Here is a 17,187-nt window from a genome sequence, read left to right as displayed (position 1 = left end):
GCCAGTTGGGGCTGGGCTAGGGTGAAAGCAGATACACAAGGAGGCCCACCATGATGACCCTATCCGAAATCATGACCGAACACCCCTTCACTCTGGGTCCGTCAAACAGTGTCAAACAAGCGATGGACCTGATGCAGCAGGAGCGGATCCGCCACATTCCCATCGTCGACGAGCAGCACCACCTGCTGGGGCTGGTGACCCTCACCGATATCCTGGCCACCCGGGAATCCAAGCTGCTGCTCATCAGCCCGGAGCGGGAAGCCGAATTTACCGACAGCGTGCAACTCGACGAGATCATGACACGGCAAGTGGCGAGCGTAGATCCTCACGCCGGCATCAAAGAGGCAGCACTCTACCTGCAGCGCCACAGATATGGCTGCCTGCCGGTACTCAAAGGACGCAAGCTGATCGGCATTGTCACCGAGTCGGACTTTATTGCCGTGGCCATCAACCTGCTGGAATTGATGGAAGAGCAGGAACCACCTACCGACTTTTGATAGATCTATCTGTAATTAAATTACAACAAAAGCGTTTTCAGCCGTCAAAATAAGCTGAAATGATGAAACACTTTCATTTTGATTGAAAAATTACACCAAACACTTGCCTTGTGATCTGCGTCACACTATCATCCCTCTCATGCAATAGTTGCCGAGGGGAGACGAGGGATTGTGCACCCATTATCTTCCTCTCATATGTCTGCAAGTTTGCACACCCCGTAGTTAGTCTTTGCTGTAAAGCATTTGTTTATATAGCCATTCCTTGTTTGATGACCCGGCCCTGTCGTTGCGATAGCGCCGGGATTTTTTTATCTGCGCTTTTCGGCTTCCCCCTTACCAGCACATCCCCCATCGCTGCGAGCAGCGGCCTCAACCTCCTGCGCCACCTGTTTGCACCACCGTTTATCTCATCGCGTCATCGTGACTCTGCACACCCCTTCTTATGCCTTGAAAAGGCGATGTAGCGCACAGATATTGAACCACGACAAGGAGTTATCTCAGTAGGCCAGAGATATTCATGTTAGGTACAGCCATAGTGAGCTATCTAATAAATAGATTTAAGCGATTCAAAATTGCGGCTTTTATCGATTAACGGAAGCCCCTATGATGAATCCATCGAAAGTTAAGCGCCTCGTCTGGCAAGACTCTTCAACACCAGACCGGCATATGTACATCACCAAGGAGCAATTACATGTCTACCTACATCAACACTGAAATCAAGCCGTTCAATGCTACCGCCTACCACAATGGCAAATTCGTTCAGGTGTCTGACGCTGACCTGAAAGGCAAGTGGTCCGTGGTCTTCTTCTACCCGGCTGACTTCACCTTCGTTTGCCCGACCGAGCTGGGCGACCTGGCTGACAACTACGCTGAATTCCAGAAGCTGGGCGTCGAGATCTACTCTGTCTCTACCGATACCCACTTCACTCACAAAGCATGGCACGACACTTCTGACACCATTCAGAAGATCCAGTACCCGATGATTGGTGACCCGACTGGTACCATCACCCGCAACTTCGGCGTGATGATCGAAGAAGCTGGTCTGGCTGACCGCGGTACCTTCGTGATTGACCCGCAGGGCATCATCCAGATCGTCGAGATCAACGCTGGCGGCATCGGCCGTGACGCACTGGAACTGCTGCGCAAAGTCAAAGCAGCCCAGTACGTTGCCTCCCACCCGGGTGAAGTGTGCCCGGCTAAATGGAAAGAAGGCGAAGCCACTCTGGCCCCGTCCCTGGACCTGGTAGGCAAGATCTAAGCCTCCCGCTTCCAAGACCGGCCCGCATAAGGGCCGGTCTGCTTTCCGGCATTGCCAAATAGGCCTGAAAGCAGACCGACTCACATTTAATGCCAACTCGCCATTACAAGAAGGAATTCGACCATGTTGGATACCAACCTCAAACAACAGCTGAACACCTATCTGCAGTACATCGTCAATCCCATCGAGATCAGCGTGTCCGGCAACGACAGCGACAAATCTGCAGAGCTGCTGGCACTGGCCAGCGAGATCGCCGAGATGTCCCCCAAGATCACCCAGACCTCTGGCACTGCCGTTCGCAAGCCTTCCATGAGTGTCGCGCCGCAGGGCCAAGCCCCGCGCGTTCACTTTGCCGGCATCCCCATGGGTCATGAATTTACCTCTCTGGTGCTCGCCTTGCTGCAAAGCGGCGGCCACCCCTCCAAGGCCGATGCGGCCGTGCAGGAGCAGATCCGCAATCTCAAGGGCGAGTTCCACTTCGAGACCTATATCTCCCTCTCCTGCCACAACTGCCCGGACGTAGTACAGGCCCTCAACCTGATGGCGACCCTGAACCCCGGCATCACTCACACCATGATCGACGGCGCCCTGTTCCAGGAAGAAGTCGCCGAGCGTCAAATCATGGCGGTACCGAATGTCTACCTGAACGGTCAACCGTTCAGCCAGGGCCGTATTTCACTCGAAGAGATCGTCGCCAAACTCGACGCCGGCGCCGCCGAGCGCAAGGCTGCCGAGCTGAATGAGAAAGATCCCTACGACGTACTGGTGGTGGGCGGTGGCCCGGCTGGCGCCGCAGCGGCCATCTATGCCGCCCGTAAAGGCATTCGCACCGCCATCGTTGCCGAGCGCTTCGGTGGTCAGGTGATGGACACTGTCGGCATCGAGAACTTTATCTCCGTCCCCTATACCGAAGGCCCCAAGCTGGCCGCCAGCCTGGAGCAGCACGTCAAACAGTACGGCGTGGAAGTGATCACCGAGCAGCGCGCCGCCGCCATCAGCAAAGATGGGTATGTGAACGTGGATCTCGCCTCCGGTGCCACCTTGAAGAGCCGCGCCGTGATCCTGGCGACCGGTGCCCGCTGGCGTGACCTGAACGTGCCGGGTGAGCTCGAGTACCGCACCAAGGGCGTGGCCTACTGCCCGCACTGCGATGGTCCCTTCTTCAAGGGCAAGCGAGTGGCTGTGATCGGTGGCGGTAACTCCGGCATCGAGGCAGCGATCGACTTGGCTGGCATCGTCGAACACGTCACCGTAGTGGAATTTGCCGACACCCTGCGTGCCGATGAAGTGCTGCAGAAGAAGGCTCGCTCCATGAGCAATATCGACATCATCATGAGCGCGCGCACCACCGAAGTGATCGGTGATGGCAGCAAGGTGGTCGGTATGGACTACGAAGATCGCACCACAGGTGAGATCAAACACCTGGCGGTAGCGGGCATCTTCGTCCAGATCGGTCTGGTACCGAACACCGAGTTCCTGAAAGGGAGCGAGATAGCCCTGACCCGCTTTGGCGAGATCGAGATCGATACCAAAGGGGCGACCTCCCTGCCCGGCGTCTACGCCGCAGGGGATGCCACCACGGTACCGTTCAAGCAGATCATCATCTCCATGGGTGCTGGCGCCACCGCCGCACTGGGTGCGTTTGATTACCTCATCCGCAACCCGGCTCCTGAAGCGACCAAGGCTGACGCTGTGACTGTCTGATAAACCCCGCGCAACAAAAAGCCGACGCCCGATGAAGTAAACACGAGCGTCGGCTTTTTTATATCTGCATCGATGCGCAATAAAAACCCCGCAGCAAATGGCGGGGTTATTCATGACTGGACTTAAACTACGGGCATCACTCCAGCAAGAAAACAGCCTCGATATTATCACTTACCGTGATCTGCTGTTGTTGATAGCTGTTGTCCGCCATATCCGCCGCAGGTGCAGCCATCGCCTGCAACATCTTCAGGTTGCGGCTGTAGGCGGTAATGGGCGAAGCATTGCGGTACTCCACACTGTAGACCTTGCCAAGCTTCATCCCGAACGCCTTGGCCAGAGATTCAGCCTTGGTTTTAGCATCCTCAACGGCATTCAGACGGGCCTGCTCCTTGATGACCTGCGGCGATTTCAACCCGTACTCAATCTGGGATACGGACTCCAGCCCGGCTTTGAGTGCGGTATCCATCAGGGGGCTCAACTTGTCGAGCTGATAGAGCTTCACCGCCAATTGTCGCTGAGCACGGTATCCCAACAATACCGGCTTCTTGTTCTCGCCATACTGATATTCCGGAGAGACCATCAGGTTGCCAGCCTCAACATCGCTGCGCTTGATCCCCAACCCTTCCAGTTGGCTGAAAAAGGCTGCGACCTTGGTATCGACCTGCTGCTTGGCCTTGAGGCCCTGCTTATCCAGTGCACTCACCGCCACATTGAGGGTGAGCATATCGGGTTCGGTCTTCTGCTCGGCATAACCGCTCACCACCAGATGGGGTGCTTGCGGCACTTCAATCGCCAGCAGCGGAGCACTGACAACCAGAGCAGAAAGAGTAAGAAGGGGACGCCACATAGAAAAAAACCTCAATCGGAAAGATTGAGGCCATTATGCCCGTGCAGCTAGGGGATTCATATATCGTGCAAGGGCGGGAGCTGATCCAGTATCTGATTGGTCAGATCGAGGCTTATGGTGACCATGCTGCCGGGATCCTGGCTCTGGTTTGCCATATCCAGCGCAGGAGCCGCGCCACAGACCAACACCTCATCATCGAAATGGAACGAGTCCCACGACAGAACGTGTCCTTGCACCGCCTGTCCGATATTGGTGCCACCACTATCCTCCTCCATCGCAGACCAAGGGATGGTATCAGATGGCCCTAGCAAATCTTGCAACAACGGAGAGTGAAAACTGGCCAGCGGATATTCCTGCTGCCCCTGATGATGGCCAACCAGAATCATGTTATGGGCAGACTCGGTATCCATGACCGGCACATAAGTGATAGAGGCCGTAGCGAAATCAACATAGAGCGAGCCCGCTACATCACCGGCCTCATTCTCAATCTCCATCCCATCCAGCCGATCCCCCTCGATCGAGGCCTGATAGCCAAACTGGCCTGCGCAGGTAATGTTCCCCTGCCCATCCCAGCTATAACGGATGCCATCAATGTCGACCCAGTTGAATGACTGCATGATTACCCCTCTCATCTACTACCGCTATCTTATCCATCCCCTTGGGGAAAAAACAGGGGCCAGGCAAGCCCGGCCCCAAGACAAGGTTACGGATCAACCTTCAAGTTACCGTCATCCAGCAACTTCTGAATAATCTGCAAGTCACTGTTACCCAGGGTCGTCAAGTCAATACTGTCAAATTTTATGACGTGGGTGGTTCCTCCATTCGTACCATCCAAATCAATAGTCAATGTTGATTTGTTTGTGCCTGGCCCATCACTACTGAAATTGAGGTACGCATCAAGCGAACTAGAGTTGGCATGTTCACCAGTAAGCAGTTCGCTGATATCCAGCACATCACCGCCAGTTCCAGTGGTGAAGTCCTTGATCACATCGGTGCCACCAACATCTCCAGCGCCCCACTTGAAGGTGTCCTTGCCAGCCCCCCCAGTGAGGGTGTCAGACCCGGTCCCACCAATCAGAATATCGATACCGTCACCGCCAATCAGGATGTCATTCCCTTTTTGGCCATAAAGCACATCATTACCGTCGCCACCTTCAAGGGTATCATCGCCACCGACAGCCCCCTCCTTACCATACACTGCATGCCGACTGTAAAGTTCGTTGAGCAGTTGCCCACCACTCTTGCCCGGATTGTCTGCCACAAACTCGAACCAGCCACCATCCACATTGTCCGCATGAACGCTGTCACCAAAAATCACGTCGTTGCCTGCACCGCCCTGCAACAGGTCAGAGCCGACACTAACAGCGGTAAAGAGCGAACCCAAGCCACTGGACAGGTCATCAAAGTTGTCTACGGCGAGGTAGTTGTCTGGCGTGTTATCAATCGCATTGAGGTTATTGCCAAATGATGCACCTGATGGCACCCCAATCCCGACCGCATTAATCACCACCCCAGGAGCCGTCAACGCATTCAGGGCTGCCATACCGTTAGCAATCTGGGTTGAATTGGTCCAGCTTCCAACAGTTGGCTCCCCGTCCGTGAGGAAGTAGACATACTTATGATCCGCGACAGGATCCCCGGTCATCATGGTATTAAGAGTTGTCAACGCAGCCTGATAGTTGGTCCCCCCCCCTGAGCGAGTTAGATTACTGACAGCCTGCTGAGCAGCGGTAACCGAGGAATAGGTACCCACAACGTTGCTATTATCTGCAAACGTACCAATCTCGACTTGCAACTGTGATATGCCACTGAACTTGGCCAGCAAGTTATTGATGGCATCTTTCATGAGCTGGAATTCAGTGCCGCTAATACTTCCCGACATATCAATCATGAATGTCAGGTTGTAACTACCCGAAGTCACTCCGCCAACATCACCGATCAATACATCTGCCCCAACTCCACCCACTATTGCCCCATCCACATCCGGAGCAAGAAGAGGGTTGGGACGAACGTGATCGTCAATGGCCGTGCTTGCCCCAGAACCAGTGTCATTGGCATTGCTACCAACCACCAGGACCGGATTGATAATGGTCAACTTGGCACTGCTGGTATCACCGTCGCCATCCTTGATCTTGTAAGTGATCTCGACAGGAGCCCCCTCAGCACCTCCTGATGGTGGTGTGAATCGGTAATCACCATCATTTTCAATGTATAGGGTGCCCTTATTGGTACCCAGTGCGATAGAGAAAGAGGTATTGCTGTTATTAAAGGTGTAGGTTGTTCCGTTGTACTCCACAGAAACCAACTTGGGCGTAGCGAAACCATCAGCACCGGCACTGTCATTGGCTGTGACATTACCATCGATTACCTGCGTCAGGTTGGTCAGAGTTCCCGACAGCTGACCCGCGGTATTGATCACCACCACATTGCTGTTGTGAGCACCACTAGGTGACCAGGCGACACTTTGCAAGTCGGCATCAAGCACGCTGGTTGAGCCAATTCCCACGGCATAGGCACCATCAATACCTTTTTGCGTCAGGAAATTCGTCCAGTCATTGCGCTCTGCGGTGTTAATAGCGTCATCGGTCGAACTGGGCACACCATCCGAGATGAAAAATACAAAGGTATTATCAGCCGAAGGCGGTGTTCCATAGTTGTCCTGTACCGCTTGCAAGGCATCATCGTAGTCTGTCGAACCACCGGAAGAGATAGTTGTCAGCTGACCAGTCGCCTGGTCCTTAGTCAGCCATACCTGACTACCGACACTCTTGACGGTGGCAGAGCCCGCAAAATCAACCAGCATAACCTTGACCAACGAGTTGCCATAGCTGTTCATCAGATTCGTTACAGCATCCTTGATAACCTGCATATTGGTATCACCAATACTGCCTGAGCTATCGAGAACCAACACCAGGTTGACAGTGCCATTAGTGCCACTGGTAATGGTATCAGCCACAGCACTCGGACCGTCGTCCTCGAACTTGACGCCAGCACCGATGCTCACGCTCTTGCTCGCCACATCACCATCACCATCGGTGGTGGTCACCACCGCCGACAGCTTGCCTGCCAGGTCTACCGGCTCGTCATAGTTGGTCGGGCTATCCGGATGTTTGATAGCTACAAACTGGGTCACGCTCAGTTTGCCGTCTTCCCCTATCTCCAGCTTGAATGCGTTGCTGTCCAGGCTACCGTTACCATCGCTGTCAAACTTGCCGTACACGATGTCGCTGTCAGCACCGTCCGCCACCAGGGTGATGGCCTTGTTGCCCACCGTGGTCACCAGCCCGCAGGCCGCCACATCAATACGCAGCGACACATCGGTCGTGCCACCGTCCACGCCTGTACTGCCCACGCCACCACTGAAGATCGACGCAACGCTGGTCACGGTGACACCCAGCTGGGTCGATTCATCGGTGGTGACACTGCCTGCCAGCGTCATCGCCGTCACGCTCGGACCGTCGTCCTCGAACTTGACGCCTGCGCCGATGCTCACGCTCTTGCTCGCCACATCACCATCACCATCGGTGGTGGTCACCACCGCCGACAGCTTGCCTGCCAGGTCTACCGGCTCGTCATAGTTGGTCGGGCTATCCGGATGTTTGATAGCTACAAACTGGGTCACGCTCAGTTTGCCGTCTTCCCCTATCTCCAGCTTGAATGCGTTGCTGTCCAGGCTACCGTTACCATCGCTGTCAAACTTGCCGTACACGATGTCGCTGTCAGCACCGTCCGCCACCAGGGTGATGGCCTTGTTGCCCACCGTGGTCACCAGCCCGCTGGCCGCCACATCAATACGCAGCGACACATCGGTCGTGCCGCCGTCCACGCCTGTACTGCCCACGCCACCACTGAAGATCGACGCAACGCTGGTCACGGTGACACCCAGCTGGGTCGATTCATCGGTGGTGACACTGCCTGCCAGCGTCATCGCCGTCACGCTCGGACCGTCGTCCTCGAACTTGACGCCAGCACCGATGCTCACGCTCTTGCTCGCCACATCACCATCACCATCGGTGGTGGTCACCACCGCCGACAGCTTGCCTGCCAGGTCTACCGGCTCGTCATAGTTGGTCGGGCTATCCGGATGTTTGATAGCTACAAACTGGGTCACGCTCAGTTTGCCGTCTTCCCCTATCTCCAGCTTGAATGCGTTGCTGTCCAGGCTACCGTTACCATCGCTGTCAAACTTGCCGTACACGATGTCGCTGTCAGCACCGTCCGCCACCAGGGTGATGGCCTTGTTGCCCACCGTGGTCACCAGCCCGCTGGCCGCCACATCAATACGCAGCGACACATCGGTCGTGCCGCCGTCCACGCCTGTACTGCCCACGCCACCACTGAAGATCGACGCAACGCTGGTCACGGTGACACCCAGCTGGGTCGATTCATCGGTGGTGACACTGCTTGCCAGCGTCATCGCCGTCACACCTGGGCCGTCATCATCGAAGCTGAACACACTGCTCTGGCTGACCACCTCTTGTTCATCTGTGCTGCGGCTGATCAGATCCACGGTCGCTGAACGGGTGAGGCTGTCACCATCACCATCCACCACGGTCACGCAGTACTGCAGCTGCACAGCGCCGTCCTGGCTCAGCAACAGGTTTACCGCCTCGTCAAAGGTGGCGTTATCATCATGGTCCAGCGCTTCGTACAAGGTGGTTTCCAGTTGGTAGACCGGCGGGTCGCCGGCATCGGCCACATTGACGATCTTGATCGTGAACACCGGGTCGCCACCATTGGCATCGCGACCCACCAGGTTCCCCCCCTCCAGGAACAGGGTGATTGCCCCCCCCGCAGTCGAGCTCAGATTGGTCGCCAGCCCCCCCACCGGTACCCCCACGAAGCTCAGGCTGGCGGTGGTGCTACCCACACCGTCCGAGCCATAGCTGACGCCACTTTGGGCAAACAGGCTGGCCAGTCCGCCACTGACGCTGCTGTACACCTGGGCCAGGCCCGGACCGGTATCGTCATCATTACCATCGGCGGTCTCACCAGGCGCCGCTCGGTCGTCCCCGACGCTCTCATCCAAGCTGACCTGCAGGGCCGCCAGTTCCACTTCCGAGGCCTCGGCACTGACACTCAGAGTCGGGCCATCATCATCGAAGCTGAATACCGACCGCTCGCCTGCAATCAGAGTGACAGTGGCACTGTCGGTCACGCTATCGCCATCACCATCCACCACGGTCACGCTGTACTGCAGCTGCACAGCGCCGTCCTGGCTCAGCAACAGGTTTACCGCCTCGTCAAAGGTGGCGTTATCATCATGGTCCAGCGCTTCGTACAAGGTGGTTTCCAGTTGGTAGACCGGCGGGTCGCCGGCATCGGCCACATTGACGATCTTGATCGTGAACACCGGGTCGCCACCATTGGCATCGCGACCCACCAGGTTCCCCCCCTCCAGGAACAGGGTGATTGCCCCCCCCGCAGTCGAGCTCAGATTGGTCGCCAGCCCCCCCACCGGTACCCCCACGAAGCTCAGGCTGGCGGTGGTGCTACCCACACCGTCCGAGCCATAGCTGACGCCACTTTGGGCAAACAGGCTGGCCAGTCCGCCACTGACGCTGCTGTACACCTGGGCCAGGCCCGGACCGGTATCGTCGCCATTACCATCGGCGGTCTCACCAGGCGCCGCTCGGTCGTCCCCGACGCTCTCATCCAAGCTGACCTGCAGGGCCGCCAGTTCCACTTCCGAGGCCTCGGCACTGACACTCAGAGTCGGGCCATCATCATCGAAGCTGAATACCGACCGCTCGCCTGCAATCAGAGTGACAGTGGCACTGTCGGTCACGCTATCGCCATCACCATCCACCACGGTCACGCTGTACTGCAGCTGCACAGCGCCGTCCTGGCTCAGCAACAGGTTTACCGCCTCGTCAAAGGTGGCGTTATCATCATGGTCCAGCGCTTCGTACAAGGTGGTTTCCAGTTGGTAGACCGGCGGGTCGCCGGCATCGGCCACATTGACGATCTTGATCGTGAACACCGGGTCGCCACCATTGGCATCGCGACCCACCAGGTTCCCCCCCTCCAGGAACAGGGTGATTGCCCCCCCCGCAGTCGAGCTCAGATTGGTCGCCAGCCCCCCCACCGGTACCCCCACGAAGCTCAGGCTGGCGGTGGTGCTACCCACACCGTCCGAGCCATAGCTGACGCCACTTTGGGCAAACAGGCTGGCCAGTCCGCCACTGACGCTGCTGTACACCTGGGCCTGGCCCGGACCGGTATCGTCGCCATTACCATCGGCGGTCTCACCAGGCGCCGCTCGGTCGTCCCCGACGCTCTCATCCAAGCTGACCTGCAGGGCCGCCAGTTCCACTTCCGAGGCCTCGGCACTGACACTCAGAGTCGGGCCATCATCATCGAAGCTGAATACCGACCGCTCGCCTGCAATCAGAGTGACAGTGGCACTGTCGGTCACGCTATCGCCATCACCATCCACCACGGTCACGCTGTACTGCAGCTGCACAGCGCCGTCCTGGCTCAGCAACAGGTTTACCGCCTCGTCAAAGGTGGCGTTATCATCATGGTCCAGCGCTTCGTACAAGGTGGTTTCCAGTTGGTAGACCGGCGGGTCGCCGGCATCGGCCACATTGACGATCTTGATCGTGAACACCGGGTCGCCACCATTGGCATCGCGACCCACCAGGTTCCCCCCCTCCAGGAACAGGGTGATTGCCCCCCCCGCAGTCGAGCTCAGATTGGTCGCCAGCCCCCCCACCGGTACCCCCACGAAGCTCAGGCTGGCGGTGGTGCTACCCACACCGTCCGAGCCATAGCTGACGCCACTTTGGGCAAACAGGCTGGCCAGTCCGCCACTGACGCTGCTGTACACCTGGGCCTGGCCCGGACCGGTATCGTCGTCATTACCATCAGCGGTCTCACCAGATGCTGCACGGTCGTCCCCGACGCTCTCATCCAGGCTGACCTGCAGGGCCGCCAGTTCCCCTTCCGAGGCCTCGGCACTGACACTCAGAGTCGGGCCATCATCATCGAAGCTGAATACTGACCGCTCGCCCGCAATCAAACTGACAGTGGCACTGTCGGTCACACTGTCACCATCACCATCCACCACGGTCACGCTGTACTGCAGCTGCACAGCGCCGTCCTGGCTCAGCAACAGGTTTACCGCCTCGTCAAAGGTGGCGTTATCATCATGGTCCAGCGCTTCGTACAAGGTGGTTTCCAGTTGGTAGACCGGCGGGTCGCCGGCATCGGCCACATTGACGATCTTGATCGTGAACACCGGGTCGCCACCATTGGCATCGCGACCCACCAGGTTCCCCCCCTCCAGGAACAGGGTGATTGCCCCCCCCGCAGTCGAGCTCAGATTGGTCGCCAGCCCCCCCACCGGTACCCCCACGAAGCTCAGGCTGGCGGTGGTGCTACCCACACCGTCCGAGCCATAGCTGACGCCACTTTGGGCAAACAGGCTGGCCAGTCCGCCACTGACGCTGCTGTACACCTGGGCCAGGCCCGGACCGGTATCGTCATCATTACCATCGGCGGTCTCACCAGGCGCCGCTCGGTCGTCCCCGACGCTCTCATCCAAGCTGACCTGCAGGGCCGCCAGTTCCACTTCCGAGGCCTCGGCACTGACACTCAGAGTCGGGCCATCATCATCGAAGCTGAATACTGACCGCTCGCCCGCAATCAAACTGACAGTGGCACTGTCGGTCACACTGTCACCATCACCATCCACCACGGTCACGCTGTACTGCAGCTGCACAGCGCCGTCCTGGCTCAGCAACAGGTTTACCGCCTCGTCAAAGGTGGCGTTATCATCATGGTCCAGCGCTTCGTACAAGGTGGTTTCCAGTTGGTAGACCGGCGGGTCGCCGGCATCGGCCACATTGACGATCTTGATCGTGAACACCGGGTCGCCACCATTGGCATCGCGACCCACCAGGTTCCCCCCCTCCAGGAACAGGGTGATTGCCCCCCCCGCAGTCGAGCTCAGATTGGTCGCCAGCCCCCCCACCGGTACCCCCACGAAGCTCAGGCTGGCGGTGGTGCTACCCACACCGTCCGAGCCATAGCTGACGCCACTTTGGGCAAACAGGCTGGCCAGTCCGCCACTGACGCTGCTGTACACCTGGGCCAGGCCCGGACCGGTATCGTCATCATTACCATCGGCGGTCTCACCAGGCGCCGCTCGGTCGTCCCCGACGCTCTCATCCAAGCTGACCTGCAGGGCCGCCAGTTCCACTTCCGAGGCCTCGGCACTGACACTCAGAGTCGGGCCATCATCATCGAAGCTGAATACTGACCGCTCGCCCGCAATCAAACTGACAGTGGCACTGTCGGTCACACTGTCACCATCACCATCCACCACGGTCACGCTGTACTGCAGCTGCACAGCGCCGTCCTGGCTCAGCAACAGGTTTACCGCCTCGTCAAAGGTGGCGTTATCATCATGGTCCAGCGCTTCGTACAAGGTGGTTTCCAGTTGGTAGACCGGCGGGTCGCCGGCATCGGCCACATTGACGATCTTGATCGTGAACACCGGGTCGCCACCATTGGCATCGCGACCCACCAGGTTCCCCCCCTCCAGGAACAGGGTGATTGCCCCCCCCGCAGTCGAGCTCAGATTGGTCGCCAGCCCCCCCACCGGTACCCCCACGAAGCTCAGGCTGGCGGTGGTGCTACCCACACCGTCCGAGCCATAGCTGACGCCACTTTGGGCAAACAGGCTGGCCAGTCCGCCACTGACGCTGCTGTACACCTGGGCCAGGCCCGGACCGGTATCGTCATCATTACCATCGGCGGTCTCACCAGGCGCCGCTCGGTCGTCCCCGACGCTCTCATCCAAGCTGACCTGCAGGGCCGCCAGTTCCACTTCCGAGGCCTCGGCACTGACACTCAGAGTCGGGCCATCATCATCGAAGCTGAATACTGACCGCTCGCCCGCAATCAAACTGACAGTGGCACTGTCGGTCACACTGTCACCATCACCATCCACCACGGTCACGCTGTACTGCAGCTGCACAGCGCCGTCCTGGCTCAGCAACAGGTTTACCGCCTCGTCAAAGGTGGCGTTATCATCATGGTCCAGCGCTTCGTACAAGGTGGTTTCCAGTTGGTAGACCGGCGGGTCGCCGGCATCGGCCACATTGACGATCTTGATCGTGAACACCGGGTCGCCACCATTGGCATCGCGACCCACCAGGTTCCCCCCCTCCAGGAACAGGGTGATTGCCCCCCCCGCAGTCGAGCTCAGATTGGTCGCCAGCCCCCCCACCGGTACCCCCACGAAGCTCAGGCTGGCGGTGGTGCTACCCACACCGTCCGAGCCATAGCTGACGCCACTTTGGGCAAACAGGCTGGCCAGTCCGCCACTGACGCTGCTGTACACCTGGGCCAGGCCCGGACCGGTATCGTCATCATTACCATCGGCGGTCTCACCAGGCGCCGCTCGGTCGTCCCCGACGCTCTCATCCAAGCTGACCTGCAGGGCCGCCAGTTCCACTTCCGAGGCCTCGGCACTGACACTCAGAGTCGGGCCATCATCATCGAAGCTGAATACCGACCGCTCGCCTGCAATCAGAGTGACAGTGGCACTGTCGGTCACGCTATCGCCATCACCATCCACCACGGTCACGCTGTACTGCAGCTGCACAGCGCCGTCCTGGCTCAGCAACAGGTTTACCGCCTCGTCAAAGGTGGCGTTATCATCATGGTCCAGCGCTTCGTACAAGGTGGTTTCCAGTTGGTAGACCGGCGTGTCGCCGGCATCGGCCACATTGACGATCTTGATCGTGAACACCGGGTCGCCACCATTGGCATCGCGACCCACCAGGTTCCCCCCCTCCAGGAACAGGGTGATTGCCCCCCCCGCAGTCGAGCTCAGATTGGTCGCCAGCCCCCCCCCCGGTACCCCCACGAAGCTCAGGCTGGCGGTGGTGCTACCCACACCGTCCGAGCCATAGCTGACGCCACTTTGGGCAAACAGGCTGGCCAGTCCGCCACTGACGCTGCTGTACACCTGGGCCAGGCCCGGACCGGTATCGTCGTCATTACCATCAGCGGTCTCACCAGATGCTGCACGGTCGTCCCCGACGCTCTCATCCAGGCTGACCTGCAGGGCCGCCAGTTCCACTTCCGAGGCCTCGGCACTGACACTCAGAGTCGGGCCATCATCATCGAAGCTGAATACTGACCGCTCGCCCGCAATCAAACTGACAGTGGCACTGTCGGTCACACTGTCACCATCACCATCCACCACGGTCACGCTGTACTGCAGCTGCACAGCGCCGTCCTGGCTCAGCAACAGGTTTACCGCCTCGTCAAAGGTGGCGTTATCATCATGGTCCAGCGCTTCGTACAAGGTGGTTTCCAGTTGGTAGACCGGCGGGTCGCCGGCATCGGCCACATTGACGATCTTGATCGTGAACACCGGGTCGCCACCATTGGCATCGCGACCCACCAGGTTCCCCCCCTCCAGGAACAGGGTGATTGCCCCCCCCGCAGTCGAGCTCAGATTGGTCGCCAGCCCCCCCACCGGTACCCCCACGAAGCTCAGGCTGGCGGTGGTGCTACCCACACCGTCCGAGCCATAGCTGACGCCACTTTGGGCAAACAGGCTGGCCAGTCCGCCACTGACGCTGCTGTACACCTGGGCCAGGCCCGGACCGGTATCGTCATCATTACCATCGGCGGTCTCACCAGGCGCCGCTCGGTCGTCCCCGACGCTCTCATCCAAGCTGACCTGCAGGGCCGCCAGTTCCCCTTCCGAGGCCTCGGCACTGACACTCAGAGTCGGGCCATCATCATCGAAGCTGAATACCGACCGCTCGCCTGCAATCAGAGTGACAGTGGCACTGTCGGTCACGCTATCGCCATCTCCGTCCACACGGGTCACGCTGTATTGCAGTTCCAGACTGTTCTGCCCACTGAGCAGCAGCGACAGTGATTCATCAAACAAACCGGAGTCGTCATGAGACAAGGCTTCAAACTGGGTGGTCTGCAGTTGGGATACCCCATCTACCACCACAATCTTGATGCTGAAGACCACACCTCCTTCACCATCAACCCCTTGCAGCTCGGTCGCGCTCGCTGCATTGAGGGTAATCGCACCACCTTTGGTGGCCGACAGGTTGGTGGCAACCCCCGCCTCGCCAATTCCGACAAAGCTGAAACTGCCGGTGATGCTACCTGCACCATCAGCACCGTAGCTGCCACTGCTGGTAAACAGTGACAGCAGACCACCTTCAATCGCAGTTGTAGCCCGGGCCAGTGCACCCTCTACGTCATCACTGACATAGCCGTCATTCACATCACTTTCGCTGTAGGTATCCTCTTTGCCAACCGTCTCGTCCAGACTGACCGACAATCCACCCAAATTAGCCTCTTCGGCCACCCCCACATCCTGGGTCGGCACATCATCCTGAATAACGATGTCCAGCGTTGCACTGGTTGTATCACCGTCATCATCGGTCAAGGTCACAGCGAGACTCTCACCCAATTGCAGATCAAACGCGGGTTGTTGATGGGCCTCGTTATCAAGGAGGGTATAGCTGTAGGAGACACTGCCGTTACCGGTAACGGGATCGTAGGTTATTGCAGTGATTTGCAATCCATTGCCAAGCGGAGTCTCAATGGATACAGGCAGAGCAATCACGGTGCCATTGCTGATCAACTGGATCGCCCCGATTGCCAGCGTTTGCACACCATCAGGGGCATTAAAGGTAAACACCCCACTTTGAGTTAACGCGGCAGCGTTAGGTGCCGAACCGTCGACCAGGTTGGCATCACTGACCAACACCTCTCCCCCTTCCTGAGTAAGCCCATCAAGACTTACCTCCTCATCTACCGGAGTAATGGAGATAACGAGTGTTGAAGTCACTGTCTCCTGGCCATCAGTTACCTGATAGCTCACCGGGGGAACTGCGCCATCATAGTTAGGAGCAGGAGTAAAGGTATAGTTCCCATCCGGATTGATGATCAGCGTGCCCACTCCGGTAATAGTGGCAGCAACACCGGCAGGGACTCCGATATTGATACCCCAGTCATATGAAACGATAGAGGCATCAGCAGGTCCATCTGGATTGGTACTATTGTCGAGCAAATTCCCACTGACCTGAGTGTCTTCCAGGGTCACGGCGGTTTCGCCCAAATCATCAAGCTGATTTTCAAGAATCAAATCTTCGGCCTGATTTTCATTGATGACAGCGGCCGTATCGTAGGTGGTATCAAACCCTGCAGCCGCTATCGTGGCATCACCAGTTCGATCAATTGTGACGAAACCACCATTACCACTGGCCCCCGCAACCCCACCAATACCGCCACCACCACCGGCCGCTGGTGCCCCACCAGCAGCAGAAGCCTCAAAGTTTTGAGTCGGGTCAACACCCTGCAGAATCGATTCTTGCAATGCGGCAATATCTGAAGGTGCGCCTTCCTGGCTAGCCGCCACTTGCGGTTGAGCAGGTTCAGCGGACTCGGAACCTGCCGGAACATCCGATGCTGGAGTATCGTCATAAGGGTAAAGAGCCAGCTTGGCGTCATCAGCTATGGCCAATTTTGCTCCGGGTTGGAGAATTTCCCCTTTTTGCAGAGGACGGCTGCTTCCATCAGCCAGCACAATCTCCACATTGCCTTCTATAGCTGAGACAACCACGGACTTGTCGATGATTTGGGTACGCATATCCATTGCTCCAAGGTGACAGATCTTGATGTCTACACCGTAGAAGGAGATAGCGCGCTGTTCCGTTGCAAAAAAGCGCACGTTCGAGAGGAATTCAACAAATGGACGGAAAAAAATCGAAGAGTTGGTATTTCTTAATACAAATCAGAACCCTAGATACAGCCCCATTCAAGGCTGACCTTGAGTTTGTTATAGAAAAATGGCGAAAAGAGAAGTGACTGGTATAAAAAAGGCCCCT

At 57.8% G+C, this 17,187-nt stretch carries 6 protein-coding genes; 3 read left to right on the top strand and 3 right to left on the bottom strand.

What is annotated here, in order from left to right; all coding sequences use genetic code 11:
- The first annotated feature begins 50 nt into the window (after nt 1-50).
- From I6L34_RS19460 to ahpF, 3 genes are all read left to right on the top strand, one after another.
- Entirely contained in the window at nt 51-497 is a 447-nt protein-coding gene (locus tag I6L34_RS19460; protein WP_013723842.1) for a CBS domain-containing protein, read from the top strand.
- A gap of 691 nt (nt 498-1,188) precedes the next feature.
- The gene (ahpC, locus tag I6L34_RS19455; protein ID WP_005337335.1) at nt 1,189-1,755 is read left to right on the top strand and encodes an alkyl hydroperoxide reductase subunit C; all 567 of its coding nucleotides are present in this window, start codon (nt 1,189-1,191) and stop codon (nt 1,753-1,755) included.
- Between the two features lie 123 nt (nt 1,756-1,878).
- Nucleotides 1,879-3,459 (top strand): alkyl hydroperoxide reductase subunit F, encoded by a 1,581-nt coding sequence (gene ahpF, locus I6L34_RS19450; protein ID WP_075115864.1) that lies wholly within the window; start codon nt 1,879-1,881, stop codon nt 3,457-3,459.
- Nucleotides 3,460-3,595: 136 nt separating this feature from the next.
- On the opposite strand, the gene I6L34_RS19445 is transcribed toward ahpF, so the two are convergent.
- From I6L34_RS19445 to I6L34_RS19435, 3 genes are all read right to left on the bottom strand, one after another.
- Nucleotides 3,596-4,306 carry an SIMPL domain-containing protein gene (locus I6L34_RS19445; RefSeq protein ID WP_058057381.1) on the bottom strand — a complete coding sequence of 237 codons (711 nt, stop codon included), beginning with the start codon at nt 4,304-4,306 and terminating at the stop codon, nt 3,596-3,598.
- Between the two features lie 56 nt (nt 4,307-4,362).
- The gene (locus I6L34_RS19440) at nt 4,363-4,923 is read right to left on the bottom strand and encodes a hypothetical protein (RefSeq protein ID WP_019446091.1); all 561 of its coding nucleotides are present in this window, start codon (nt 4,921-4,923) and stop codon (nt 4,363-4,365) included.
- 86 nt (nt 4,924-5,009) lie between these two features.
- Nucleotides 5,010-16,949, bottom strand: a complete 11,940-nt coding sequence (locus I6L34_RS19435) for a retention module-containing protein (protein WP_302054754.1) — start codon at nt 16,947-16,949, stop codon at nt 5,010-5,012.
- Nucleotides 16,950-17,187 lie beyond the last annotated feature (238 nt).

Source organism: Aeromonas sp. FDAARGOS 1404 (genome assembly GCF_019047085.1).
Taxonomy (GTDB): domain Bacteria; phylum Pseudomonadota; class Gammaproteobacteria; order Enterobacterales; family Aeromonadaceae; genus Aeromonas; species Aeromonas veronii.
The sequence above is the reverse complement of the archived record's forward strand: the minus strand, read 5'-3'. Positions and strand labels throughout refer to the sequence as shown.